The following is a 25,429-nucleotide window of genomic DNA, read 5'->3' as shown; positions in this document are numbered from 1 at the left end:
GCGGAGCCTGCTGCACGAGATCAGGACGGCTGCGGCCGATAGCGACGAACGGTGCAACGTTACCGTCGTGGTTGTTGTAGCGGATGTTGACGTGATGCATGCCGCCCTCCCTCAAGCTGCGCGAGCGAGGGCGGGAGAGGCCGGCGGCGTGCGGGGGCCGTCATCAGGGCTGAGCCGAACACCGTGACGAGCGAGGTGAGCGCGAACGCCCTGTCGAACAAACTCGGAAGTGGTCTGGCCGCGCTGGCGAGCCGTAGCCTCGACGGCTCGGGCGAGATCGGACTCGACCTTCAGCTTCAGCAGCGCATCTCTTCTAAGAGGTAGGGTCATCGTTGGGGCCACGACGTTGCATTTGCGTGGCCATTACGATGGGGCGCCCAAACATCAACGGCAATAGTAGTTATTTCATCAGATCAACATGCCTACGGGTGCATGGTCATATACCGTTATGCACTGTAGTTCACTGATGTGTTTTGTTATGTACGCTATGCGTTGTTCTGTCGCATTACTGACTTGATTTTGTTGGCCGCTTAACACGTCGTCCGTTCGGCGGCGAACTCAACCTCAGCATGTTCGATAGCTCGCACCACGGCCGCGCCGGTGATGTCTGCAACGGCGCGGCCATTCGCGTTGTCCGGCATTGATGCAACGGGGGCGACACCGACCCAACAAGACGATCCGAGAACGACGACGTGAATGAGATCGGGCATCGCATCGAGGCGACGGGCGAGGGTCACACGGATCGGGCCGACCTCACCGTAGCAGCAGATCTCTTCCCATCGAGAAACCACGGTGGAGTCTGATAGCTTGAAAGGCTTGGCAGGAAAGTCGAAAACGTTGTTCATTTTGATCCCTTATCTCAGTAATATTGTTGATCAGCGCGGCGATCCGGGGCGGCATGTTTCAGTGAATGGTGCCGGGCTGCGGCCCAAGCGCAGAGATCGTCTCACTTAAGGCCAGACGCTCGGCCTCGGCGCGGTCGAATCCACCCTCAAATTCTCGGATCGCCGCGCGCTCTTCGAAGTGAGCAATCCAGTCGGCGAATTCAGCGTCACACGTCATCACGCGGGCTGTCACCACCTCCGTCACACGTGATGACGCGTGACAGGAAACCCCGACCTCCATTTTTGCAGGCGTGACACGCGTGACATGTGTGACAGATTGATTTTGTTCGGCTTTTTGGCTCGCAGAATGTGTGACACCGACGTGTGACAGTGCGTGGCCATCGGCGCCCGTCACGCGTGTCACACATGTCACGCGTTTTTCCGCAGTAGAGATGGACTTCGCGATTTCCCGGAGTCGGAGGCGTAAATCAGGACGCATCGGCCCCTCCATCAAACACCGCCGAGGTCATGACGTAGACCCGCAGCGTCGTGCCGCCGGGGGTGCGTTCTGATCGCTGAAGGCGATTGTTCGGATCGCGCTTCAGCATGCCGCGCTCGGCCAGGATCTTCGCCGTGGCGGTGGGATCGATGCCGGCACAGACTTCCGACTTCCACATTTCCGGCAACACGAGCCAGACACGGCTGCTTCCATGTCCGCGCCGCCAGCCCGCACGGTTCAAGACGGGCCTCCCCTCCGTTTCGTCGGTGGGCTCGAACCGGGCCTCACCATGCGCCTCAAAAAATCGGCGGACTTGGGCGATAGCCTCTCGTACCTCTGCAGGCTCAGTGCCGCCGCGCGAAGCAATCCAGTCGGTCAGCGCCCTCGCCGCCGCAGTTTCTGCCTCGCCTTCGGCCCAAGGAACGATGCCGAACTCGATTGCTAACTCGCCAGCAGCAGCAATGAGGCCGAGTCGAGCCGCAGCACGACGGATCTGTCCATCCGCGTCCGCAGGCGCATGCTCAGCGACGAAGCCCTCAACGATATCGGAGACGATTCGCCGGGCATCCTCCAGCCCTGTATCCATCAAAGCACGAACGAAGCTGGGTCCAGCCTCGCCGTAAGCAGAGAGCGAAGCCTTTTGCAGGGCCTCGGCGAGCCGGGCGGCATCGCCATCGGGCCCAGGCCCGTCAAACACTCCAAAGCCCCGCCCGGCGTCGGCCGGTACGTCGAGCAGTCGCACCGCCTGACCCGCGTAAGCCTTGCGTTGCTTGTCCTCGGCGATTTTCGCCGCCATCGGCAGTTCGCCGGTTGATAGCGTCAGCACCCGCCACGTCATCGGTGCCCGCATTGAGCCGTCCCGAGCCGAGCGGCCTTTCCCGACGCCCGAAGCCAACTGATAGACCGCCGCCGCCGCGTCGCGCCCTTCCGCCACACCGATCTCATCAAGGCACAACAGGGTGTCGGTGACGATGGCAGCGGTCGCCTCTTGCGCGTTGGCTGTCGCTCGCCAGGAACGAACGAAACCAGGGTCGGATGCGCCACGCCCCCAGACGGAGGCAGCAGCTTTCAGGCAGGTCGTTTTACCCCGTGACGACTGGCCGTAGTAATTGAGGCCACCGCCTTCACCGCCGACGAGATCGACCAGAGGGCCGGCGAATGCCGTAGAGATCGCAAGGACGAGGCGCCCATGGCCAGCGCTGAGGCCGCCGACGCCTTCGCGCCAATCCTGTAGGGTGCCGCGACGGCTGTAGGGTGCCGCCGTCGCCCCCGTCAGGATAACCGTCTCGGCCTCGGGCTGGCCGATTACCGCATCCGGCAGCACGAACACCCGTTGCTCATTGATCAAATGCCAACCCGTCCGGCCGACGGTGGTGACTCGGGCTTTTACCTTCACGCTGTTCAGGTAATCGCCGAGGTAGTTCCGTCCCCTTCGCGACACGATCAGTCCGCGCGATGCGAGATCGGCGGCGAGTGCGCCGAGGTCGCCGTGCAGGGCGGCATCTGTCACCGCGTACTCGTGAACACGCTGATCGGGATCGCGCCAGCGCAACCAGCGTGCCCACCCGAAACCATGGGGATCTCGGGCCCGCCCAATGACCTCGAACGGGGCGGAGCACCACACCTCCTCAACGGTGGCGTTCTCCCCCTTGCCTCGGGTTACCTCTATGGTGAGCCCGTCCGAGCTCATTGTGAACGGATCGAACGACCGGTAGCTCGGTGCTGGCTCGGCGCGCTCGACGTGCTGCAACACTACAGAAGCGAGCGCCACCGGCTCCCATCCATCTACGTCGAGACCGTCGGCGGCGTCCCATCCTTCGGGCGGACGACGACCCTGGCTATTGGGCATCAGGGCAGCGACGCGCATGGCATCAATCACCGTGACGGTGCCAGCGCCGACCGCTGCAAGCTCACGCTGCACATCGAGGGCATAGGTAAGGCCAGCAGGGTCACAGTCCGGCCAGATCATCACCGGGCGGCCGGCTAGGGGCGTCCAATCGGCTGACTTCGCCGCCTTCGACCCGCCGGGACTGGTGATCACCACCGAATTCGGAAACACCCGCTGCGCGGCTTCGGCCGACTTCTCGCCTTCGCACACAATCACCGATGCGGTGGGCCGTTCGGCAAGTCGGTCGAGGCCATAGAGTGGGCGCGGCTTCGGCCAGGACTTATTGCGCCAAGCCAACCCATCTTTGGACTGCCAAAGCGTCGTCGGCAGGAATACCTTGCCCTCGGCCGTCTCGAACCGGGCGATGTAGCCGAGGTCGCGACCCTCATCGTTGCGATAGGTATATACCGCCGCCGGGGCGCCGAGCTTCGGCGACCGGAAGTGTCCCCGCTGCTTGTCCTCTGGGATCGGCATGACGATGGACTCGGCTGTGTCGTCATTCGTCGCTACCGGCTCCGCCTTCGCATTGCCGAGGCGACAGCCGCGCGCCCGTGCCGACATCCGCTTGATGCTGCCGTCTGCTTTTGCCGTGTCGGGCTCCCAACCCGGCAGACCAATCCTTTGACGCACATAGTCCTTGCACTGGATAGGGTCGTCGCCGGCCTTTGAATCGACGCGGATGTCATCACCCGTTGCCGTGATCCAAATGCCAAGCGACCTATCTGCTGGCGAATGACCCGGTCCCGGCGCGCGCACCTTGTCGCCACTGACTTCGCCACCCGTGGCGCGGGCGATACCGTCGAGGCTCAGCATGCGCCGCCCTCCTGTGCTTGAATGAGTGCAGTGATGAGAGCGGGAAGTCGGTCGCGGCAGAGGCAGATGCCGCGCTTCGTCGGTACCATTTCACCGCGCGATCCAACCGGCCGCGTGAAGGTACGAACGTCGATGAGATCCACACCGTGGGAAGTGGTCAGGCTGACCCTGACCTCCTCCTGATTGTTCTTCGCCACCGACGCGATCAGAGTAGGGACAGTCATGCGCGCCCCCAACGATCCGCCACAACAAAGGCGTGAGCCGCAACGACGGCGGCAAGGCTGGGGCTGAAATCGTACTTGGCGCGAAGGCGCGCGGTCTGGATTTCGAGGGGCGAAAGTGCTACCTCAGTGATGTCGTTCTGCCGAGAAAGACATTCCGAGGGCCGCCGGCTTGCCAGAGCCGCGCGGCCTTCATTCTGTTTGGCCATATGCTAAGCGGCCTCCTGGCTATATTCGGAGGTCGAGCGCCGCCGACGGGTCTCTTTCCAGAGGTCCAGATCTGCGGTCTCGTAAACAACGCGACGACCAATTTTGTAGAAGACAGGACCGTCGCCACGGATGCGAGATTGATTGAGAAACGACTGACTCACCCGTAGATACTGTGCGGCCTCTTCCACGCTCTTTGCAGACATTTGCAGGGGCTCCCTTTGAGATGCCCCCGCATGTTCGGCCTTGTCGCATCTTATCCAAACATGGGGAAAACCCCCGATTTCATCGGCTCCGCAAGCGGTCGTCGGACGCCGGGGTCACAAGTTTGATCCCGTACAATTCCCCGACGCGAAGCAGCAGACTGTGAAGCTCCCCGGTCGGCCTGCCAGCTTCATCGGACGCACTTGATACAGTGCCGCGACCCGAACCGGTCTTACCAGTGAGGGTCTGATACGCGAGCTTCACTGCACGGGCGGCTCTATCCATCTCTCTCAACCGAGGTCTTCCGGAATTGAGATTTTTAAGTGCGAGAGACGATGCTCTTGAGGTGCACTCACCACACAACAGAGACGCAGGGCCCACGAATTTGATGCCGATTTCGTTTGCTGCCTGTCGAAGTTCGGCAAATGTATGTGGGCTCAGATCGACAATTGCCTTTGCGATTGCCACCGCGTCATTCCCTCGACTTACTTCAGCAAGCCTTCTGAGATCTCGGCCAGATGATGAACTTCGGATATGCGAACGAACCTTCCAGCCTGTTTTTGTTCTAGTAATGCTAGTTTTACTGCTCTGTCGATAGTGCCACGCCCATTCACATGACAAATGGATAAGCGAGCTTAGTCGTACTAAAATACTCTCGCGCAATTCCACTCGGTTCAAGCCACGGAGCAATTCAGTTACATGCCTATGCCTATCGTCAGAATGATCGACAGCAACCTCAATTATCAAATTATCGTCTGGGGATCTTGAAACGCCCAGCTGAATAATAGCTACAGCGGCAAGCACATCGACTGTAATGTCTTCGTGATGAGAAACGGTATCCCTATCGGAGATCACGTCTTTGTTCCGCTATAAATGAGCAGCGCGGTAAGCTCATGACTGATCTGCTCCAACAGCAAACGCACTGGCTCATTCTGCCGAGACACATACCGTCCCGTCATCGCGAGCGTCTTGTGACCGAGGGCGTCCCTCAGAATCAGGGCATTGGCTCCAAGTGCTGCGCCGCGAGTAGCAAAGCCGTGCCGCAGATCATGCAGGCGTAGATCAGGGGCGCCCACACGTTCGCGGACGCCTTCCCAGGTCCGGCGGATGACGTCCTTTGTGATGGGGCCGTTCCCGACGTCGTTGCAGAGAATGAAATCGGATCGACGGGGGAGGGCGGTGAGGATTTCGACCGCTAGCCCCGACAGGTGGACGTGCCTCGCCCCGGCTTTTGTTGTGAGCGCCCGGAGGCTCAAAAGAGCAGCCTTCAGATCAACATCCGACCAGCGCGCGTTCTGCCACTCTCCAACGCGGCAGCCGGTGACAATCAAGAGCTTGATCAGCGTCGCCGCCTCCGGCCGGAGCCCAGGCGCAGATAACTGCTTCCAGATCTCACTCAACTCCGCGTCGGTCGGCACGCGGTCGCGCTCTTCCTCATGGTGAAGCGGAATGCCACGCGCTGGATTGTCGGAGATCAGTTCGTCCGACACCGCGAGGGAAAGCGCCTTACGCAAGACGGCTAGTTCGTGATTGGCGGCTCGGGGCCGATGCTGCTGCTGAGCATGCCACCGACGAATTTCGGCTCTGCTTAGGTCGCTTAGGCGGACGGCGCCGAATTGCGGAATCAGCGTCCGGTTGATCATCTCCTCGAACACCTTCGCGGTGCTCGCGCGCCGCTTGGGTCGCCAGTGCTGATCAAGAGCGGTGATTAGGGCATCGCGGACAGTGGGTTCCCGACGGTGCTGAGCCCGACTCGCAGCCGGATCCTCGCCGCCCGCGACCCGCGCCAGGATCTGCTTCGCATTTCGGCGAGCTTCGTCCGGCGTAAGCGCACCGTGTCGGCCGAGAGAAATTCGTCGTGTCGGATAAGATCGCCCTCGGCCGGCGCGGTATTCAACGAGGTAGGTTCGCGACCCGTCAGCATTCCGGCGGACTGCAAAGCCATGAAGCTCGTCGTCACGATGGATGCGACCGGCGTCCTCGTCGCCGAGAGCATCGACGAACCGCTTCGTTATCCTCGCCATCTCGCCAGCCTCGCAGGGTGCCGACATGGCCTCCGCGTCGGCACCATGTCGGCACCGAAGCTGCAATTTGCCGACACAGGATGCAAGCCCCGACAAAGAAACCGCATGAAAATCAGCGGTTTGTGCACATGGGTGCATTTCCAGGCATGCCGGTGTTCCAAGATCCGGCAGACTTAAAATCTTGCGGCCGCAAGGCCGTGCGGGTTCGAGTCCCGCCGTCCGCACCACATCCCCGATCCCCAGACCTTCGAGCGCGGCACTCCCGGCCGGATGCCCGGTCTGGCCGGCGCCCATCGTCGCTGCACCGCAGACGGTGATTCCTTCCGCAGCGGGAGCCGTCCGCCCGCTGCATTCAGCCGCTATCCTCCGCCCGAGAACGTGCAAAGTTTGGCCCGCGCTGCCGGGGCGAAAGAACTCTTTTCGCCCTTGATGTCACACTTCAGTCATGCATGATCGATCCACCGCTTCATCAAACAAAATCGGCAGATAAAAGAACATCCGCACCGAACAATCACAGCAGGAGGACACGATGCGAAGCGTCAAGAAAGCTCTCTTGCTGATGTTGTGTGCCGGCACCGGTGCGTCGGCGGGTGAATTTCCGAAGGAAGGCAGCGCGTCGTACACGACGCATTACGTCAGCATGTCCGCGACGCCGATGAAGATGGGCGAGAGGATTGTGGCGATCTACGAAAGCTCCGGCATCACGCGCAACGATGCGGGGGAGGGGGCCTTCCACGACATGGGCACGCGCTGCGTCGGAATGCGCGAAGCCAACGGCGCCGAGGTGATCAATCGCGGCAGCTGCATCGACGCCGACACGGACGGCGATCAGGTCTTCTCGACCTACGAAGCGAACGCCAAGACCGGCCGCCATGTCTTCGTGGGGGGAACGGGCAAATACCAGGGCATCACCGGAACGGCGGAGTACACGCTCCAGCCCGTCAAGGTCCCCGAAGGCGCGAGGCCCATGACGATCGTGCCGCATAAGGCGACCTGGAAGCTGCCCTGACCCTTGCCTCCGGCCGGCGGGGCCGAGGCCCTCACGCGGCCCTGACCGTCGCCACGAAGCGGTTCATCTCCGCGTGCAGGCGCTCGGAATGGAGCGACAAGGCGGAGGCCGCCTCGAGGACCTGGGACGCCGCCGTGCCGGTATCCTCGGCCGCTCCGGCGACGTGGGCGATGGTCGTGGTCACCTCGCCCGTCCCCGTGGCCGCCTGAGCCACGTTGCGGACGATCTCCTGCGTCGCCGCCCCCTGCTCTTCGACCGCGGCGGCGATGGCCGTCGCCACGCCGCTGATCTCGCGGATGCGCCCGCCGATCGAGTCGATCGCCTGGACGGCAAGGCCGGTGGAGGCCTGGATGCGGCCGATCTGGTTCGAGATGTCCTCCGTCGCCCGGGCGGTCTGCCCGGCGAGGAGCTTCACCTCCGAGGCGACCACGGCGAAGCCCCGGCCGGCATCCCCCGCCCGGGCGGCTTCGATCGTCGCGTTCAGGGCCAGCAGGTTGGTCTGGCCGGCGATGGAGGCGATCACCGTCACCACGTCGCCGATATGCGACATCGCCTCGTTCAGCTCCTTGACGAGGCTGGCGGTCAGGCCCGCCTCCTCCACGGCCTTCAGCGCGAGCTCGGCGGAGCCGGCGACCTGGCGGCCGATCTCCTGCACCGACGATCCCAGCTCCTCCGCCGCGGCGGCCACCGTGGTGACGTTGGCGGCCGCCTCCTCCGCCGCGGTGGCGACGGTGGTCGATTGCCGGGCCGTGGCCGCAGCCGTGCCGGCCATGCTCTGCGCCGTGGCCTGCAACTCCGTGGCCGACGACGAGACCAGCGTCGCGATCCCGCCGATCGCGGCCTCGAACCCCTCCGCCATCTGGCGCATTCCGGCGTTGCGCTGCTCCTCCGCGGATTGGCGGGCGGCGCTGGTCTCGGCCTCCAGCCGGCGGGCGCGGACCAGATTGTCCCGGAACACCTCCACTGCCGAGGCCATGGCGCCGATCTCGTCGCCGCGTCCCGCCCCGGGGACGGTGATCCCGGTGTCGCCGGCCGCCAGGACCCGCATGGCCGTGGTCATGCGCGCGATGGGCAAGGAGATGCGGAAGAAGCTGAACAGGGCCGCGAGCACCGACAGCAGCAGGACGCAGGCGGTGGCGACGAGGGCCGTGCGCACCGCCTCCTCCGTCCCCGCGAGGCAATCGCTCACGGCGCGCTCGGCGGCCTGCTTGTTCACCGCGACATTCTTCTTGAGGGCGTCGGAGGCACCGGAGGCCAACTGCAGCAGGTCCGGGCCGAGGAGCATCGCCACCGCGTCGGACTTCCGGCCCGCCGCGAGCATCTCCACTACGATCGTCTGCTGGGCGAGATACTTCGCCCAGAGGGTGGAGAACTGGTCGTAGAGGGCTCGCTCCTCCGGCGACTTGTCCATGGCCTCATAGGCGCGCCGCATGGCATCGATGGTCGCGCCGACGCCGTCGAGGGTCCTGCGGTGTTCCTCGACATCCGCGGCCGTGTTCGAGGAGAGGACGAGGCGGTACAGCTTCACGCGGTGGTCGCGGATCGCCGTGTTGATCTGGTTGACGAGGTTGACCGCCGGGAGCCGGGCCGTCCCGATCTCTCGAACGTTGTGTTCCATCTCGTAAAGGTTGCGGACGCTGACGACTCCCTGCCCCACGGAGGCCAGCGCCGCCAAGCCGAACAAGCCCGCGAGGGCAGCCTTGATCGAGATCTGCATGATACAGGACGCCGGAGGGAATGATGACTGCCCCCATGCATAAAAGTGCAATGTGAATTTTATCTAACCGCTCCGGTTGCACTGTCGAAAACTTGACAGATCGATGAGGCCGAAAGGGGCCGCCCGGTCGTGCCGGGCGGCCCCTCACCTCTCACCAGCCGCCGTAGCCGTAGGGGCGGTCGCAATGGCGATGTCCGCCGTAGCCGACCCGGCGGTAACCGTATTCCGGCTCTTCCTCGTAACTGCAGACGATCCGCTCGCTGCGATAGACCGGGGCGGCGTCGTACTCGTAGGCGCGAACGCGCCGGGGCGGGGGCGGGGGCGGGGGCGGGGGGTAGTCGTAGCCGTAGCCGTAGCCCGGGCCGCCATAGCCGCCACCGTCGCCGTATCCATATCCGGGGGCCGCGTGGGCGTCCGAGATCGCGGCGCCGAGGAGGGCGCCCGCGGCGAGGCCGCCGATCACGCCGGCGGCGATCGCCCCGCCGCCGCGGGCCTGCGCCTGCGGTGCGCCGAGGGTTCCGAACATGACCAGCGCCGTGGCGGCCAGAGTGGCAAACGTCTTCATGACCCATCCCTCTCGCTTCGCGGTGGCCGGCTCCCTGAGAGCCCGGTCCCGAAGGTGGCGCCGGACCCCGTCCGGCTGTGAGGAAGAGAATGCCTCCGGCCGCATGCACCGGTCCTGAAGCCGGCTGGCAGCCATCGTTCAGCTTGGCGGCGGCGTATCAGCCAGCCCGCAACCGGCGGGCCATCGTGATGCCGGGGATGGCGAGGGCGGCGAGCAGCCCCGCCGCGACGATGAGCAGGGCCGTGCCGATCACCCGGAACAGCAGGACGCCCACGATGCCGCCGCCGAGGAAGGCGGCGACGGTGACGGCGTGCAGCCGCAGCTTGGCGCGGTTCGCGTCCGGGTGGCGTTCGACCAGGTTGGCGAGGCCGATCCCGATATCGGTGACCATGCCGGTGACGTGGGTGGTGCGCACCCGCGCGTTGGTGATCTGCGTGACGGTGGCGTTCTGCAGGCCGAGGAGGAAGCTGAGGCCCATCGCCAGGATCGCCCCGCGGGACTCCTCGGGCAGGAAGGGGGCGACGGCCCCGAGCACGAGGAGCAGGGCCGCCTCGCCCAGCACCCCGTAGGCGTAGACCCCCGGCAGGCGGCGCATGCGCCCGGCATCGATCACCAGCGTCGCGGCGAAGGCGCCGGCGACGAAGGCCACTACGAGGATCAGGCCGAACAGCGCCAGTCGCACCTCGCCGAGCCCGAGATGGTCGGCGAGGGCCGAGACGTTGCCGGTCATATTCGAGGAGAAGGTGCCGAAGGCGTAGAACCCGGCGACGTTCAGGGCTCCGGCGATGCCCGCGAAGGTCCAGGCGAGACGTTCGTCGTTCCGATACGTCCTGGCGGGGTCCTCGTGGATCAGCATGGCGGGTCGGTCTTGGTCCGGGCGGGGCCGTGCTCGGCCGCCGCCACGATGCAGGGCGCGTCGGTTCGAAACGCTTAAAGCCCGCCGCCGCGGCGGATGTCGAGCGGTTACAGCCCCAGCGCACCGCCATCGGAGCGGGGATCGTGCGTCGCGGCGACCCGGCCGTTGCTGGCGTAGCGGACCAGCATCCCCGCATGGCCGAGGGTGTCGCTGTAGGGCACGCCGACGGGCTCGATCTCGTGGCCCATCCGTTCGAGGGCGGAGAGGCAGGCGGGGTCGAACCGGTCCTCGACCTTCACGCTGAGGGAGGGCGCCCCCCAGGTCCTTCCATAGAGCAGGCGCGGCGCATCGACCGCCTCCGCTACCGACATCCCGTAATCGGCGTAGCGGCAGAAGATCTGCGCCTGGAATTGCGGCTGCCCGTCGCCCCCCATGGAGCCGTAGGCCATGACGCGGCCGTCATCGAAACAGGCCAGCGCCGGGATCAGGGTGTGGAACGGCCGCCGCCCGGGCTCCAGCGGGTTCACCGACGCCGGATCGAGGGAGAAGGACACGCCGCGGTTGAGCCACGCGAGGCCGGTTCGCGGCAGCACCGTGCCCGATCCGTATTCCCAGTAGACCGACTGGATGTAGGAGACGGCGAGCCCGTCCTTGTCGATGGCGCCCATCCAGACCGTGTCGCCGCTATGCGACACGACCGGGATGGAGGCGGCGCGGCCTCGGTCGATCCGGGCCGCCTCGGCGGCGAGGCGGCCGGCTTCGAGGAACGCGGCCGGGTCATGCCGCAGGTGGGCGAAGTCCGTGACCACGCGGTCGCGGATGGCGAAGGCGCGCTTCGTCGCCTCGATCAGCCCGTGGTAGTGCGCCGCCGTCTCCGGCTCGGCGATGTTCAGCCGGTCGAACAGGCCGAGAATGATGAGGGCCGCCAAGCCCTGGGTCGGCGGCGGGAAATTGTAGAGCGTCGCGTCCCGGCGGCGCAGCGTGAGGGGCGCCCGCTCGGCGGGGCGGTAGGCTTCGAGGTCGGCGCGGGAGACGGGCGCACCGAGCCGCTCCAGGTCGATGCCGATCTCGTGGCCGATGTCGCCCCGGTAGAAGTCCCCGAGGCCGGCATGGCTCAGTTGGTCGAGGGTGGCGGCCAGGGCCGGCAGGCGGCGCATCTCCCCCGCCGGGTAGGGCTCGCCGTCCTTCAGGAAGGTCGCGGCGAAGTTCGGGGCCGCGTGGAGCGTGTCGCCGGGCTGGGGCCGGTAGCGCGCCTCGCTGGGCGAGACGGGCACCCCCTCGCGGGCCTGCTTCGCCGCGTCGGCGAGGAGCGTCGCCAGGGGCAGGCGTCCGCCGAGCGCCTTCGAGAGGGCGAGGGCGAGGTCCCACCCGCCCACCGCGCCGGCCACGGTCACCATCGCCTCGGGGCCCCGGGAGGGGATGGCGTCGTAGCCCTTCTCCCGGTAGCGGGCGATTGTCGCAGCCCGCCCCGCCGGGCCGCAGGCCTCGATGCCGCGCACCCGTCCGCTGCGCTCGCGCACCAGCCAGAACCCATCGCCGCCGAGCCCGTTCATGTGCGGGTAGACCACGGCGATGGATGCGGCCATCGCCACCATCGCCTCGATGGCGTTGCCGCCCTGGGCGAGCACCGTGAGCCCGGCCTGGGCCGCGAGGCCGTGCGGCGCGGCGACGGCGGCGGTGGAGAAGATCGGTGTCTCGGGCATGGCGGGTCCGGCGGGCCTCTCAGCCGAATAGGCGAGGGCGCCGCGCAAGGCAAAGGCCAACCCGGCGCCCCCCGCGATTCGCCGCCCTATATGACGGCCGATGCTGATCTTCGAATGGACCGTGGCGGTCCTCTTCGGCGCCGTCATCCTGACGGCCCTCGCCCGCCGGCTCGGCGCTCCCTATCCGGCCTTCCTCGCGCTCGGCGGGATCTGCCTCGCCTTCGTGCCGGGGGTGCCGAACGTTCGCCTCGATCCGGAGCTGGCGCTCGCCCTGTTCCTCGCCCCGGTCTTGCTCGATGCGGGCTTCGACGCCTCCCTGCGTGACCTGCGGGCGAGCTGGCAGCCGGTTTTCGGCCTCGCCGTGGGTGCCGTGGTGGTGACCACCCTCGCGGTCGCCACCGTGGCGCGGATCATCGTGCCGGACATGCCGCTCAGCGCCTGCATCGCCCTCGGGGCCATCGTCGCGCCGCCCGATGCGGTGGCGGCCCTGGCGGTCCTGCGCCATGCCCCGATGCCCCACCGCCTCGCCACCATCCTGCGCGGCGAGAGCCTGCTGAACGACGCCGCCTCCCTGCTGCTCTACCGCCTCGCCGTCGGCGCGGCGGTGGCCGGCAGCTTCCATGCGTGGGAGGTGGCGCCGGGCTTCGCGCTCGGCGTCGCGGGGAGCGTCGTCGCCGGGCCGCTCCTGGGCATCGCCTTCGTGGCCGCGACGCGCCGCATCACCGATCCGCCCACGGCGATCGTGCTGCAGTTCGTGGCCGCCTTCGGCCTGTGGCTCGCCGCCGAGCGGGTCGAGATGTCCGGCGTCCTCGTGGTCGTGACCTTCGCGATGATGGTGGCGAGGCGCGCCCCCGGCGTCACCGCGCCCCGGGCGCGGATCGTCTCCTACGCCGTGTGGGACACGGCGGTGTTCGTCATCAACGTGCTGGCCTTCGTGCTGATCGGCATCCAGATCGACCCGATCCTGGCGCGCCTGAACGGGACGGACCAGTGGCAGGCGATCATCCTGGCCACCGCCGTCTTCGCCACTGTGATCGTCTCCCGCATCGTGTGGGTGCTGCCGACGAGCGGCCTGCGCGGCTTCGGTCTCGGCCGGCATGGCGACCGCTCCCGCCTCGGGGCGGGCGTCGCGGTGGCCTGGGCGGGGATGCGGGGGATCGTCACCGTCGCGACAGCGCTCGCCCTGCCGGAGCAGTTCCCGCACCGGGACCTCGTGGTCTTCACCGCCTTCTTCACCGTGCTCGGATCGCTGATCCTCCAGGGCCTGACCCTGAGCCCGCTGCTGCGCCTCCTCAAGCTTCCCGACGACGATCCCGTCGGGCAGGAAGCCGGGCGCGCCCGGGCGGCGGCCTACGGCGCCGCCCTGGAGAGCCTGGAAGCGGGGGAGGCCTGCGCCGCGACGGACGCCCTCCGGGCCGAGTTCCGGTCGGCCCTCTCCGAGGCGGAGGCGCACGAGGAAGGCCGCGCCCCGGAAAGCCTCCCGGCGGACGCGGCCCGCCGGGCCTCCATCCTCGCGGCGCGGACGAAGGTCCTGGACATGCGCCGCCGGGGCGAGATCGGCGACGACGCCTATTTCCTGCTGGAGGAGGAGTTCGACTGGGCGGAGCTCAGCGCCACGCCCCGGGGGGATGCGTGACGCCGGTCGGGCTATCGGCCCGCGTCGGTCCCGGCGAAGCGATCAGCAAACCCCGCCCGAAGAGCATACTCTTCAGGGTCGGCTGACGGCCCGCCGCACCGACCTCGGTCGTCGGCCGGGGTCGCGCCTCAGCCCTTGCGTGCGGCGATGCGGGTCTCGATGGCGTCCCACACCGCCACGGCGAGGTTCGGGCCGCCCAGGCGCTCGATGGCGCGGATGCCGGTCGGGGAGGTGACGTTGATCTCGGTGAGGTTGCCGTCGATCACGTCGATGCCGACGAGGATCAGGCCCCGGCGGGAGAGTTCCGGGCCGATGGTCGCGCAGATCTCGCGCTCGCGCTCGGTCAGCTCGGAGGCCGAGGCCGCACCGCCCCGGACCATGTTGGAGCGGATGTCCCCCGCCGCCGGCACCCGGTTCACCGCGCCCATCGCCACGCCGTCCACGAGGATGATGCGCTTGTCGCCCTCGGTGACGCGCTCGAGGTAGCGCTGGACCACCCAGGCCTCCCGGAAGGTGGTGGCGAACATGTCGAACATCGAGCCGAAATTCGGATCGTCCGCAGTGACCTTGAACACCGCCGCGCCGCCATGGCCGTGGAGGGGCTTCATCGCCACCGTGCCGTGCTCCCGGCGGAACGCCTCGATCTCCGCCCGGTCCCGGCTGATCAGCGTCGGCGGCATCAGTTCGGGGTAGTCGAGCACGAACAGCTTCTCGGGCGCATTGCGCACCTCGAACGGGTCGTTGAGCACGAGGGTGCGCGGATGGATCCGCTGCAGCATGTGCGTCGCCGTGACATAGGCCATGTCGAACGGCGGATCCTGGCGCATCAGCACCGCATCGCACTCGGCCAGATCGATCCGCTCCGGCGCTTGCAGGGCGAAATGATCGCCCTGCACGTCCTTCACGGTCAGGCCCTCGACCCGGGCGGTCACCCGACGGCCCTGCATCGAGAGGCGGTCGGGCGTGTAATAGTAGAGACGGTGGCCCCGCCGCTGGGCTTCGAGCAGCAGGGCGAAGGTCGTATCGCCCGCGACCCGGATGTTCTGGATCGGGTCCATCTGGACCGCGACGGTCAAGCTCATGGCAGCGGTCCCGTGCGTGCGCGACGCGGGTTCTTAGTCGTTCTGCATCGACTTGCCGCCGGTCCGCCGGTCGTAGTCACCGATGGCCGCGCGGCACTTCTGCGAGAGCTTCGACCGGTTGCGGGTCATGCAGCGGTCGGCGTCCTGGCTGTTGGGATCGACGCCGATGCAGAGGCGGAAATAGTCGTCGGCACAGCCGAGCTGCAGCCCTTGGTCGTCGCGCTGGGCCTGGGCCGGGCCGGCCGTCAGGGCCAGGACCGTCAGCGCTGCGATGGCAGCGGCACGCGGCGAACGAAGGGAATGGTCCGGAACCAGTCGCATCCAGCCTTGTCCTTAAGCAATCAATGGCGGGCGGCGGACCACCCTGTGTTGCGAGGGCATATCGGGCCAGCCGGGCCGGAGGCAAGCGCCCCACCCGCACTTGTGACGCGCGTTGCAGAAATACGCCGGCTCACCCTTTGAACGAAAATGGCCCCGCCCGCATCCGGGCAGGGCCAGTCGAAGGGAGGAAACGCCCGCCATGGGCGACACCCTCGTAGCAAGCCCCGCGCCAACCTCCGCCGGGTGCCATGGGCGACCCTCAAGCTTCTGTTAACCATCCCGTGATGATCTGAATTCGCCACGGAAGACCAGAATTCGACCCCCACCCAAGCAAGCCCTTGCCGACGCCCATTGCCGGGCCTGGGCAAACCGCCCGGATCGCCGACAGGAGCCAGACCCATGAACCGCTGCCAGACGATCGGGCGCCGCCGCCCCGCTTCCGCCGAACCCGCCACCGCCGTCGCGAGGGACGGCGTGGTCGTCGAGTTCCCAGCCCGCGCCCTGCGCCCGGTCCGCCAAGCCCCGCCGTCCGGGGAGGCCCGCGGCCAGATCCTCCTGTTCCTCGGCGTCCGCTACGAGCGCCTCGCCTCCTGAGCGACGCTCCGCCGCGCCCGGCGGGACACCTCACCCCAACGCGCGTCGGCGCCGCCGGCGGATGCGCGTGGACGCACGCGACCCCAGTAGCGCCATGATCCGCCAGCCGAGATCCCTTCTCTCCGTCGCGCCGGGCCTGGGACGGGCCGTCCGGACGCTCGCCCCGGCCCTCACCCTCGCCGCCCTGGTTTCCTGCGCGCAGCAGGGCGATTTCGGGCGTCCGAAGGCCGGCGTGTGGAACAGCCTGATCGACACCACCGGCACGGTCGCCGCGGGCGAGCGCGGCGGCCCCGCCTCGGCCTCGCCCCTCACGGACGACGAGCAAGACCTGCGCAACCGGGCGTGGCGCTTCCTGATGCCCGCGATCACCCACGAGGCCTTCCTCGACATCCTGGCCAACCTCACCCGCGCCCGGGTGCTGCCGCCCACGTGGCGGATCGACGAGCCCGCGCGCTACCACGATGCCCTGCTGGGGGAGGGGTTCCGCTCTCCGGTCTCCCGCTACCGCCGCCTGACCGACGACGCCGTGGCCGATGCCCGGCTGATCCCGGCCTTCGCCTCCCTCGCTGCCCGGGTCGCCGATGCGGACGCCCGGCGGCTGCGCAGCCTGCCCTTCGCCAAGACCCTGGACGACTGGGACGTGCGGCAGGCGGTGATGCGGGTGGCGGAGAACCGCTGCCTCGTCGCCTGGGTGCGGCTGGAAACGGGCGTCAGGCTCGATGCCTACCGTTACGCCCTCGAACACCTATTCGCCGAGGCCCCGGAGGCGAGCGCCGCGGAATCCGAACGGGCCCTGGCGATGCTGGCCGGGCGTCGCCCCCTGCTCGATCCGATCCTGCCGCCGGATGCGGCGACGCGCTGCGGCCTCCTGCCGGCCCCCGCCCCCGCGGCGGTCGCGGGGCCCCTGGTGGTCAAGGGCTGAGGCGCGGCTACCGCCCGGCGGGCTTGTTCGGCTCGTCGGCGGGGGCGTCGGTGGTGCAGGAGACGGCCTTCACCGCGGCGTTGGCCGCCTCGCGCTGGCTCGGCAGGCCGGCGATGACCCGAACCACCACGAAGCCGCGCCCCTCGGGGGCGACGATCCTCACGTCCCGGCTCGGCTCGTTGTCGTCGTCGTCGGCCAGGGCCTGATCGTACTGGGCGCGGGTGAGGATCACGAGGTCGAGGGCACCGCGCACCGCGGCTTGGTCGGTCACGGCGTAGAAGGCCCCCTGGCGGCCGTGGGCGGCGAGGGAGAGGGCGAGGCTCCCGGTGCGGGCCGAGACGCGCATCGGGCCGTCCGAAAGGTCGTAGGCGCAGACGCCCACCGCCACCGCCGGGTCGGGGATCGGGAGCCAGACCTCCTGGGGCGCGGGCGCATCCCCCGTGGCGACGGCGTAGATCGCCTGCGGATGGTCCAGGCTCTCGCTGGACCGGGCGCGGGACACGGCATCGGTTTCGGCGAGCCGGGGGATCGCGAGGATCGCGGCGACGTGGACGATCCCCGCGAGGACGAGGCCCGTGAGGGTCGCGTAGACGAGGCGCAGTCTCACGGCGCGCAACCCTTCCGGGTGATCGAGGGCACCGCGCCCCTGTCGAGGGAGGCGGCGTTCGCGGCGGCCGGCGTGTCGTAGAGGCGGAGGGCGAGGCGCATCGGACCCTCCGCCCGGGGGCTCGGGAGCCAGTTGCCGGCCTCGACCTCGGGGGCGACGACGATGACGAAGCGCCCGTTCTGCTGCCGCAGGATCTCGGTGGAGGTGAACCCGTCACGGATATGCGGACGCGCCGGGTCCCGCGGGCCGCGCCCGGCGACGGTCAGCGTCCAGGCGCGGGCGGGGGGCACGGCCCCGGCGACGGAATAGGTGCAGGCCGCGTCGAGGGTCCTGCCCTCGTCGTCCTCGGCCGCCGTGAGCAGAAGGCCCTCGCCGACCGCCAGGGGCACTTCCCCCCGCCGGGCATTCACGGCGCGGGTGTAGGGGTCGGCGGTCAGGGCGCCCGCGCGGGGCCATGCGGTCCAGGCCCCGATGCGCACGCCGCCGAACGGGTAGCCGCCCCTCGTCGCCCAGTCGGCGCTGCCCAGCCCGAGGACCGCGCCGAGGACCAGGGCATAGAGCGCCAGGAGCGGCGTCCCGCTCTTCCGGGCGAACCGGATGACGAGCCGGCCCACGCCGCCGGGCGTCACCGGCCGATGGACCGGGTCCGCCGTCGGCCTTCCCGGCGCGGGCAGGCGGGCGTCCCGCCCGGGACGCGCGAGCTTCATGGCGCCGAGCCTCACGGGACGGCGATGCGGCCGCCGACGGCGCGGGCGCCCTCGGCCATCTCGCGGGTGGGGGTGGCGGAGGCACGGTCGTCCACGCCGCCGGATTTCGGGGCGGACGGGGCGCCGGCCCGCGGTCGCTCGGCGGCGCGGAACAGCCCGTTGAGGCCGCCGATCACCTCGAAGGAGCGGCGCGAGATCTTGCCGAAGGCGCTGGCGTTGGGGTCGGTCGGCGCGGTCGCGCCGCCGGCCGCCTGCTGGGCCGCCGCCTTCGGGCTGTCCTTCAGGCCGGGCAGGCCCTTGATCTCGATGCCCTGGTGGGCCGGCTCCAGCACGTCGTGCCAGGTCTGGGCGGGCAGCGAGCCGCCGGTCAGCTTGTTGGTGGAGGTGTGGTCGTCGTTCCCGTACCAGACGGCGGCGACGTAGTTGCCGGTGTAGCCCACGAACCACGCGTCCCGGTAGGCGTTCGTGGTGCCCGACTTGCCGGCGACCTTGATGCCCTCGAGCTGGGCGCGCTTGCCCGTGCCCTCCTCGACCACCTTGTTCAGCATGTAGTTCATGTCCGCCACGACCTGCGGCGAGAGGATCCGGTCCGGGGCCTCGTCGGAATGGCGGTAGATTACCTCGCCCGACGAGTTGCGGATCTCCGTGGCGGCGTAGGGCTTCGCCTTGAAGCCCCCGTTGGCGAACACGGCGTAGCCCGCCGCCTGATCGATCACCGTCACCTCGTCCGAGCCGATCGGCAGGGAGACGGTGTCGATGAGCGGCGTGGTGATGCCCATGCTGTGGGCCATGGCGATGATCTTGGCGCGGCCGGCCTTCGCCGCCCTCGCCTCGTGGCTGATCCCCATCGCCTTGCCGAGGGCGATCGAGATCTTGATCGGGATGGTGTTGATGGACTTCGCCACGGCGAGCCACATCGGCACCCGGCCGGTGTAGGAGCGGCCGTAATTCTGCGGGCACCAGTTGCCGATGCAGACCGGGCTGTCGACCACCGGGGTGTCGGGCTTGAACTGGCCCGAGGCGAGGGCCGCCGCGTAGACGTAGGGCTTGAAGGACGAGCCGGGCTGGCGCAGGGCGTCGGTGGCCCGGTTGAACTGGCTCTCGCCGTAATCCGCGCCGCCGACCATGGCGCGCAGGGCGCCGTCCGGGTCAAGGACGACCATGGCCGCCTCGTCCACGTCGAAGGCGTCGCCGGACTTGCGCAGGATATCCGCCACCACCTCGTCGGCGCGCTTCTGCACCGCGAGGTCGAGGGGCGTCTTCACCGTCAGCACCCGGTCGCCGCGCAGCTTGCCGCCGTCGGCCATGGCCTTCACCTGCCCGAACGCCCAGTCGAGGTAATAGTCGGCGGTGATGTCGCGGCTGCGGGTGACGGGCGTCGCCGGGTTGCGCAGCGCGGTCTGGATCTGGCCCTCGGTGACGAAGCCCGCCTCCACCATGTTGTGGAGCACGTCCGCGGCGCGGGCGCGGGCGGCCGGCAGGTTCACGTGCGGCGCGTATTTCGTCGGCGCCTTGAACAGCCCCGCCAGCATCGCCGCCTCGGCGAGGCTGATGTCCTTGAGCGGCTTGCCGAAATAGTAATCCGCCGCCGCCACCGCGCCGAAGGTGCCGCCGCCCATATAGGCCCGGTCGAGGTAGAGCTTCAGGATCTCGTTCTTGGTGAGGTGGCTCTCCAGCCAGAAGGCCAGGAACGCCTCGTTGATCTTGCGCTCCAGGGAGCGCTCGTTGGTCAGGAACAGGTTCTTGGCGAGCTGCTGCGTGATGGAGGAGCCGCCCTGCGTGCCGCCGCCGCCCTTCGAGTTGTTGACGAGGGCGCGGGCGGTGCCGATCGGGTCGATGCCGTAATGATCGTAGAAGCGCCGGTCCTCCGTGGAGATCAGCGCCTTGATCATGATGTCCGGGAACTGGTCCAGGGACAGGGAATCGTCGTGCTTGATGCCCCGGCGGCCGACCTCGGTGCCGTAGCGGTCGAGAAAGGTGACGGCGAGGTCCTGCTGCTTCAGCCAGTTGTCGCTGGTGAGCTGGAAGGCCGGCTGCGCCAGGGCCAGCATCCCCAGGACGCCGCCGGTGCCGAGGGTCAGCGCCTCGCTGGTGAGATCGAGGCCGATCCGCTTCCAGCCGCGCACGGCGAAGCGGCTCATGAACCGCTGGAACCGCTCGTACGCCTCGCCGGTCGAGCGGCCGCCGTCGTACAGCGACGCATTGACCCAGGCGTCGAAGGCGAGAGCCGCGCGCTCGATGCGGGTCTTGATCGCGTTCAGGTTGGGCAGGCGCACGGTGTCGGATCCGGTGTTCGGGCGCCCTCTCGGCTGCCCGGTCTTAGCAGGATTGCGCGGCTGCCGCGAGGCGGCGCGATGCTCATACCCAACGTGCGGCCTCCCAAGCCGGCCCATCCCCGGGTCGCACGATGCCGTGCAGCGTTAATGCCGGGAACGCGGCGGTGCCACGACCGTGGGACCGCTTGCCACGCGCCGGCACCTCGGGCAGACAAATCCGCACCCATGCCCCCATTTCAGCACCCCCGAACCGCGCCCGCAGGGGACACTCCCGGCGCGGACGAGCCCTTCTGGCGGACCAGATCCCTCGAGGAGATGAGTACCGCCGAGTGGGAGAGCCTGTGCGACGGCTGCGGCCGCTGCTGCCTGATCAAGCTCGAGGACGAGGATACGGGCGAGGTCCTGCACACGGATATCGGCTGCACGCTGCTCGACGGCTTCGCCTGCCGCTGCCGGGATTATCCCCGGCGGCAGAAGAAGGTGCCCGACTGCGTGCGCCTGACGCCCGAGGCCGTGCGGAGCATCGCGTGGCTGCCGCCGACCTGCGCCTACCGCCTCGTCCGCGACGGGCTGCCCCTCTACCCGTGGCACCATCTCGTCTCGGGGCGGGCGTCGAGCGTCCACGAGGCGGGCATTTCGGTGCGCGGGCGCCTCTCCGGCAACGAGGAGGAGTTCGCCGAGGAGGAATATCCCGAGCGGATCGTGGACTGGCCGGCGCTCGGGGCCGACGAGGAAGGCTGAGGCGGTACCGCTTGCCGCCTGCCAAACTCGTCATTGCGAACGGAGCGAGGCAATCGAGCCGGCGCCGCCTCGCAATGACGGCGGAGGGTGTCCTTGCCGGAACCACCTTATCGGGCCGACGACGGTCTCAGAGCTGGCCTCGCTGCCCCACGCGCTCACGCCCTGTCACGGACCGTCGCGTGGGCTCGCCCTGCTCCTCGGACGATCACGGCCATAGTCGCACGCGCGTCCAGCCACCGTGGTGCTCTTGCCGGTATCGCACACGCGTGTGTCTGCGTTCCTCGTCCGCCTGCCAGAACTCGACCTCGTCCGGCTTGACGGCGTAGACCGCCCAGGTCGGCGAGACGGTGGATGGGTCGGCCTCGATCCGACGCCGCTGCTCGGCCAAGCCCGCATCCAATGCGGCGTCACTCACGAGGACGTCGCTCTGCCGGGCGAGCAAAGCGCCCGCGCGCGAACCGATGGGGCGGGCCAAGAAGTCTGCCTCACAGATCTCTCGCCCCATTTCGACGACCGGACCTCGCAGGCGGACCTGCCTACCCAGCGGTTGCCAGTAGAATGTCAGGGCAGCGCGGGGCCGGGCGGCGATCTGGCGGCCCTTGGGACTGAGCGTCGTGCTGGCGAAGTGCCACCCATCGGCATCCACGTTCTTGAGGATCAAGACGCGGGCATCAGGGTACCCCTGCTCATCGACAGTCGAGAGCGTCATGGCATGGGCTTCGGGTATGCCCCGATCGATAGCCTCGGAGAGCCATGTCTCGAAAAGACCCCGCGGGTCATCGGGGGTAGCGCCGGCATCGAACGGCGCGAAGGGACCGGCGAGGGACTTGAGCCCTCGAAGCCGCTCTTTCAGTGACATGGACCGCTCCGACATCGCCCGACGGCAGGACAGGGCGAACCAACCGGCCGACAACGAATAGTCAAGCTGTCGGCTCTGCAAATCACCCGGAGCTGTGATTGCCCGATCACCTACGAATGGCGGCTTATCGGAAACGCCGGCGGTGAACTTCGAGGCCGGGTTGGGGTCGCAAGCCTCCACCCATACAGCCAAGCTGATGGAGCCTAGACCCCAGGCTGACCCCCGCGACAGCAGCCTTCCCCCGGCGAGGGTGTTGAGCCCGATCACGCCCGCCACCACGCCCGCATGGACGAGGAGATCCGTGGCGGTCGTCTCGTGCGGGTGGAACGGCACGAGGAGCGTCGCCGCCGCCCCCGCCACCGCGAGGCCGGCCAGCGCAGCGGTCAGGTTCGGCCGCAGGGGGCAGGCCCGCCGCAGCATCGCGACGATCAGGAGCGACAGCGGGACCGAGACGCAGACGAGGAAGCTGAGGCAGTGGACCGGCTCGTGCAGCTCGGCGGACTGCGCCGGCGGGACGAACCACGCCCGCAGGCACCCGAGGCCGCTCGCGCCGATCCACAGGATGGCGGGCGGCACCGGCAGGAGCGACCATGCGGGGGACCGCCCCGGCACGCTGGTGGCGAAGGCGGCATAGGCGGCGGTGACGGCGGTGAGCGCCCCGCCCAGGGCGGCGAGCCAAATGTCGGCCTGGTCTCCCCGGCCATCCAGCCCGATCATCGCCAGCCGTGTGGCCAGGACGAGGCCGATCGCCAGGGCCGCGCCGAGCCACAGGGCCGTGCGCCGGGCCGGGTCCTGGAGCGGGCGCACCGGCTGCAGGCGGCCGGCGAGTTCTTCGACCAACCGGTCGTGCCGCGTGTCCATCACTCTCCCCCCGGCCTCAGGCTCGCGCGGAGCGACTTGAGCGCCCGGTGCAGGTTCACCTTCAGGGCCCCCTTCGTCCGCCCGGTCAGGGCTGCGGTCTCGTCGAGGCTCAGCTCCCGCAGGCCGAGATGCTCCACCGCCTGCCGCTGCCCCTCGGGCAGGGCCGCCACCACCCGGGCCAGGGCCGCGCCGCGTTCCCGCGCCTCGATGCCCGCGCCCGGCGCCGGGACGGGGTCGATCTCGGCCTCGTAGGCGAGGGGGTCGAACACCTCCTGCGGCCGCCGGGACACCCGGCGCAGGCGGTCGATGGCCCGCCGCTGGGTGATGGCCCGCAGCCAGGGCAGGAACGGCCTCGCCGGATCGTAGCTCGCCCGCGCCGCGTGCATGGTCATCAGCGTGTCCTGCACGACGTCGTCCACCGCCTCGCCGCGCACGCCCTGGGCGCGGGCGATGCCCGCGACGACCGGAAGGCAGGCCTTGAGCAGGGCGCGGTACGACGCGGCGTCGCCGCGCTGGGCGGCGGCCATCAGGGCCGCCAGATCACCTTCTCGCGCCATCCCGGTGCCGGCCCGTGCCCCGCCCCGGGCATAGTCTAGCGCAGGCGGGCGGGACCCCGCCAGCGGCCGGGGGGCGCGGGCCGCCGCGAAGCCTCCGGCCCCGAGGGCGATGGGCAAGGGCATGGGCATGGGCAGGGGCATGGGCAGGGGCATGGGCATGACCCGCTACCCTCCCGTCCGTGCCGCGCCGACGACGTGCCCGGCCTCGTCCTGGACGATCACCGCGGCCGCCTCGCCCGCGGGCCAGGGCACGGTCAGGGTCTGCGGCGTGCCGGTCCAGCGCCCGATCCCGGCGACGGAGCGAACCACGTTGGCCTGGACCAGGGTCCGCCCCGCATTCTCGCCGCGGGCCACCGGGGTGACGTGGCTCGGATCGAAGCCGACGAGGGTGATCCTGCCGCTGCCCTGGCCCGCCCCGAGCCTCACCGACAGGCCGCCCTCACGCACGAGGCTGACGCTCACCCCGTCCCCGCCGCCCCGGGCCGACGCGATGGCGGCGCGCACCGCGGACTCCTGCGAGCCGACGAGGCTGGTCCGCCCGTCGATCACCGCCTGCGGGGTGTAGACCGAGTCGCCCAGCCGCTCGGCATAGGCATGCTGGCGCTCCGTCGCGGCGGGCAAGGAGAATGTGTCGCGCCAGTCGAGGTGGTTCCAGTAGGTGACGTGATAGGCGAGGGGCAGCACGTCGCCGCCTTCGCGGGCGAGGTCGCCGATCAGCGCCTCCGCGGGCGGGCAGGACGAGCAGCTCTGCGAGGTGAACAGCTCCACCACCACGGGGCGGGCGGCGGCGGGGACGAGCCCGGCGAGAAAGACGGCGGCGGCGGCGAGGCCCGGAAGGCGGTGGGTCGAACGCTTCGGTCGCATGGGTCGAACGGCTCCGGCGGGACGCAGACCGCGCCCACGCCGACCATTTCGGCGGCATCCGCGGTCCGGTTACGCCGCGGCGCCCCCGAACGCGCTCACATCGCGCAGGAGCGAGACGAAGACCCGCGCCCCATGGTCGAGGAGGGCGAGGCCGCCGTCTGCTGTGCCGAGCCGGGCATCGCCGATCGCCCCCGCCGGGTTGAGGTCGCCGGCCTTCCAGGCCAGCGCGGCCGGGCGGCCCGTGCGCAGGACGGCGAATTCGCGCGCCATGTCGGCCCCCCGGGACGGGAAGTTCGCGATCTCCGAAATGCGCACGAGGTCCGGCCGCAGGGCCAGCATCAACGCGGTCTCGATCCCGCCGGCATGGATGCCGTGGGCGATCTCGTCGTCCGGGAACAGCCCGGCGGGATAGCCCAGGCGGCTCCACGAGGTGGTGACGGCGACCATGCCGTGGCGGGCCCGCAGCTCGCCCGCCGCGAGGTCGATCAGCGTGCTGTTGCCCCCGTGGCTGGTGACGAGGACGAGCCGGCGGCATCCGGCCCTGGCGAGGCCCGCGCCGATCTCCGTCCAGGCGGCGAGGGCGGTGCCCGTGGTAAGGCTCAGGGTGCCGGGGAAGGCGTCGTGCTCGTCGGACTTGCCGACCGCCTGGATCGGTAGGATCAGCACGTCGAGGTCGTCGGGCGTCAGCGCGACCACCCGGTCGAGGTATCCCTGGGCGATGTCCGTGTCGGTGGAAAGCGGCAGGTGCGGGCCGTGCTGCTCCGTGGCGGCGACGGGCAGGACGGCGACCGTCCGCGCCATGTCCCGGGCGGCGAACTCCGCCGTGGTCAGGTCGGACCAGAGCCGCGCGGTCATTCTCTAACCCCTTTCGA

General features: G+C 69.0%; 26 protein-coding genes. 5 read left to right on the top strand and 21 right to left on the bottom strand.

Features of this window, described 5'->3' with window-relative positions; translation table 11 throughout:
• Window positions 1–111: 111 nt before the first annotated feature.
• From MKK53_RS25740 to MKK53_RS18665, 8 genes are all read right to left on the bottom strand, one after another.
• Window positions 112–330: a ribbon-helix-helix protein, CopG family gene (locus MKK53_RS25740; RefSeq protein ID WP_409564363.1), complete on the bottom strand. Its 219-nt coding sequence runs from the start codon at window positions 328–330 to the stop codon at window positions 112–114.
• Between the two features lie 200 nt (window positions 331–530).
• Window positions 531–845, bottom strand: a complete 315-nt coding sequence (locus tag MKK53_RS18695; RefSeq protein ID WP_243930209.1) for a hypothetical protein — start codon at window positions 843–845, stop codon at window positions 531–533.
• 58 nt (window positions 846–903) lie between these two features.
• Window positions 904–1,323, bottom strand: a complete 420-nt coding sequence (locus MKK53_RS18690; protein WP_243930208.1) for a hypothetical protein — start codon at window positions 1,321–1,323, stop codon at window positions 904–906.
• Window positions 1,313–4,024: a DUF927 domain-containing protein gene (locus MKK53_RS18685; protein ID WP_243930207.1), complete on the bottom strand. Its 2,712-nt coding sequence runs from the start codon at window positions 4,022–4,024 to the stop codon at window positions 1,313–1,315. Before MKK53_RS18685 ends, MKK53_RS18690 begins: the two co-directional genes overlap by 11 nt.
• A complete protein-coding gene (locus tag MKK53_RS18680) occupies window positions 4,018–4,221 on the bottom strand; it encodes a PC4/YdbC family ssDNA-binding protein (protein ID WP_243930206.1) in 204 nt (67 codons plus the stop codon). The genes MKK53_RS18685 and MKK53_RS18680 overlap by 7 nt, the downstream gene beginning before the upstream one ends.
• A gap of 23 nt (window positions 4,222–4,244) precedes the next feature.
• Window positions 4,245–4,454, bottom strand: a complete 210-nt coding sequence (locus MKK53_RS18675) for a hypothetical protein (protein ID WP_243930205.1) — start codon at window positions 4,452–4,454, stop codon at window positions 4,245–4,247.
• Window positions 4,455–4,457: 3 nt separating this feature from the next.
• A complete protein-coding gene (locus MKK53_RS18670; RefSeq protein ID WP_243930204.1) occupies window positions 4,458–4,658 on the bottom strand; it encodes a helix-turn-helix domain-containing protein in 201 nt (66 codons plus the stop codon).
• Between the two features lie 849 nt (window positions 4,659–5,507).
• Window positions 5,508–6,974 carry a tyrosine-type recombinase/integrase gene (locus MKK53_RS18665; protein WP_243930203.1) on the bottom strand — a complete coding sequence of 489 codons (1,467 nt, stop codon included), beginning with the start codon at window positions 6,972–6,974 and terminating at the stop codon, window positions 5,508–5,510.
• Window positions 6,975–7,209: 235 nt separating this feature from the next.
• On the opposite strand from MKK53_RS18665, the gene MKK53_RS18660 reads away from it, so the two are divergent.
• The gene (locus MKK53_RS18660) at window positions 7,210–7,689 is read left to right on the top strand and encodes a hypothetical protein (protein WP_243930202.1); all 480 of its coding nucleotides are present in this window, start codon (window positions 7,210–7,212) and stop codon (window positions 7,687–7,689) included.
• 31 nt (window positions 7,690–7,720) lie between these two features.
• Here MKK53_RS18660 and MKK53_RS18655 read toward each other — a convergent pair whose 3' ends face one another.
• From MKK53_RS18655 to MKK53_RS18640, 4 genes are all read right to left on the bottom strand, one after another.
• Complete coding sequence (locus MKK53_RS18655; RefSeq protein ID WP_243930201.1) at window positions 7,721–9,406, bottom strand: methyl-accepting chemotaxis protein; 1,686 nt, start codon at window positions 9,404–9,406, stop codon at window positions 7,721–7,723.
• 151 nt (window positions 9,407–9,557) lie between these two features.
• On the bottom strand, window positions 9,558–9,971 hold the full coding sequence (locus MKK53_RS18650) for a hypothetical protein (RefSeq protein ID WP_243930200.1): 414 nt from the start codon (window positions 9,969–9,971) through the stop codon (window positions 9,558–9,560).
• 157 nt (window positions 9,972–10,128) lie between these two features.
• Complete coding sequence (locus MKK53_RS18645; RefSeq protein WP_243930199.1) at window positions 10,129–10,827, bottom strand: YoaK family protein; 699 nt, start codon at window positions 10,825–10,827, stop codon at window positions 10,129–10,131.
• A 107-nt stretch (window positions 10,828–10,934) separates the two neighbouring features.
• Entirely contained in the window at window positions 10,935–12,530 is a 1,596-nt protein-coding gene (locus MKK53_RS18640) for a gamma-glutamyltransferase family protein (RefSeq protein ID WP_243930198.1), read from the bottom strand.
• A 100-nt stretch (window positions 12,531–12,630) separates the two neighbouring features.
• On the opposite strand from MKK53_RS18640, the gene MKK53_RS18635 reads away from it, so the two are divergent.
• Window positions 12,631–14,166 carry a cation:proton antiporter gene (locus tag MKK53_RS18635; RefSeq protein WP_243930197.1) on the top strand — a complete coding sequence of 512 codons (1,536 nt, stop codon included), beginning with the start codon at window positions 12,631–12,633 and terminating at the stop codon, window positions 14,164–14,166.
• Window positions 14,167–14,294: 128 nt separating this feature from the next.
• Here the strand turns inward: MKK53_RS18635 and gshB are convergent, their stop codons facing one another.
• Window positions 14,295–15,248, bottom strand: coding sequence for a glutathione synthase (gene gshB / locus MKK53_RS18630; RefSeq protein WP_243930196.1), 954 nt, complete (start codon window positions 15,246–15,248; stop codon window positions 14,295–14,297).
• Window positions 15,249–15,281: 33 nt separating this feature from the next.
• Window positions 15,282–15,569 (bottom strand): hypothetical protein, encoded by a 288-nt coding sequence (locus MKK53_RS18625; protein WP_243930195.1) that lies wholly within the window; start codon window positions 15,567–15,569, stop codon window positions 15,282–15,284.
• 399 nt (window positions 15,570–15,968) lie between these two features.
• On the opposite strand from MKK53_RS18625, the gene MKK53_RS18620 reads away from it, so the two are divergent.
• Window positions 15,969–16,163: a hypothetical protein gene (locus MKK53_RS18620; protein WP_243930194.1), complete on the top strand. Its 195-nt coding sequence runs from the start codon at window positions 15,969–15,971 to the stop codon at window positions 16,161–16,163.
• 94 nt (window positions 16,164–16,257) lie between these two features.
• Entirely contained in the window at window positions 16,258–17,085 is an 828-nt protein-coding gene (locus MKK53_RS18615; protein ID WP_279599139.1) for a hypothetical protein, read from the top strand.
• Window positions 17,086–17,092: 7 nt separating this feature from the next.
• Here MKK53_RS18615 and MKK53_RS18610 read toward each other — a convergent pair whose 3' ends face one another.
• From MKK53_RS18610 to MKK53_RS18600, 3 genes are read right to left on the bottom strand one after another with little or no spacing between them, the layout of a single operon-like run.
• Window positions 17,093–17,701, bottom strand: a complete 609-nt coding sequence (locus MKK53_RS18610) for a hypothetical protein (RefSeq protein WP_243930192.1) — start codon at window positions 17,699–17,701, stop codon at window positions 17,093–17,095.
• Window positions 17,689–18,399 carry a DUF1214 domain-containing protein gene (locus MKK53_RS18605; protein ID WP_243930191.1) on the bottom strand — a complete coding sequence of 237 codons (711 nt, stop codon included), beginning with the start codon at window positions 18,397–18,399 and terminating at the stop codon, window positions 17,689–17,691. The genes MKK53_RS18610 and MKK53_RS18605 overlap by 13 nt, the downstream gene beginning before the upstream one ends.
• An 11-nt stretch (window positions 18,400–18,410) precedes the next feature.
• On the bottom strand, window positions 18,411–20,675 hold the full coding sequence (locus MKK53_RS18600) for a transglycosylase domain-containing protein (RefSeq protein ID WP_243930190.1): 2,265 nt from the start codon (window positions 20,673–20,675) through the stop codon (window positions 18,411–18,413).
• A gap of 225 nt (window positions 20,676–20,900) precedes the next feature.
• On the opposite strand from MKK53_RS18600, the gene MKK53_RS18595 reads away from it, so the two are divergent.
• Window positions 20,901–21,416, top strand: a complete 516-nt coding sequence (locus tag MKK53_RS18595) for a YcgN family cysteine cluster protein (protein WP_243930189.1) — start codon at window positions 20,901–20,903, stop codon at window positions 21,414–21,416.
• Between the two features lie 205 nt (window positions 21,417–21,621).
• Here the strand turns inward: MKK53_RS18595 and MKK53_RS25605 are convergent, their stop codons facing one another.
• The 4 genes from MKK53_RS25605 to MKK53_RS18570 all read right to left on the bottom strand — a co-directional run bounded on the left by MKK53_RS25605 (window position 21,622) and on the right by MKK53_RS18570 (window position 25,412).
• On the bottom strand, window positions 21,622–23,136 hold the full coding sequence (locus MKK53_RS25605) for a pyridoxal 5'-phosphate synthase (protein ID WP_313901566.1): 1,515 nt from the start codon (window positions 23,134–23,136) through the stop codon (window positions 21,622–21,624).
• Complete coding sequence (locus MKK53_RS18580) at window positions 23,136–23,693, bottom strand: sigma-70 family RNA polymerase sigma factor (RefSeq protein ID WP_243930215.1); 558 nt, start codon at window positions 23,691–23,693, stop codon at window positions 23,136–23,138. The genes MKK53_RS25605 and MKK53_RS18580 overlap by 1 nt, the downstream gene beginning before the upstream one ends.
• A 165-nt stretch (window positions 23,694–23,858) precedes the next feature.
• On the bottom strand, window positions 23,859–24,557 hold the full coding sequence (locus MKK53_RS18575; protein WP_243930188.1) for a DUF1223 domain-containing protein: 699 nt from the start codon (window positions 24,555–24,557) through the stop codon (window positions 23,859–23,861).
• A 69-nt stretch (window positions 24,558–24,626) separates the two neighbouring features.
• On the bottom strand, window positions 24,627–25,412 hold the full coding sequence (locus tag MKK53_RS18570) for a creatininase family protein (RefSeq protein ID WP_243930187.1): 786 nt from the start codon (window positions 25,410–25,412) through the stop codon (window positions 24,627–24,629).
• Window positions 25,413–25,429 lie beyond the last annotated feature (17 nt).

Source organism: Methylobacterium sp. J-076, from assembly GCF_022829405.1.
Classification (GTDB): Bacteria; Pseudomonadota; Alphaproteobacteria; order Rhizobiales; family Beijerinckiaceae; genus Methylobacterium.
The sequence above is the reverse complement of the archived record's forward strand: the minus strand, read 5'-3'. Positions and strand labels throughout refer to the sequence as shown.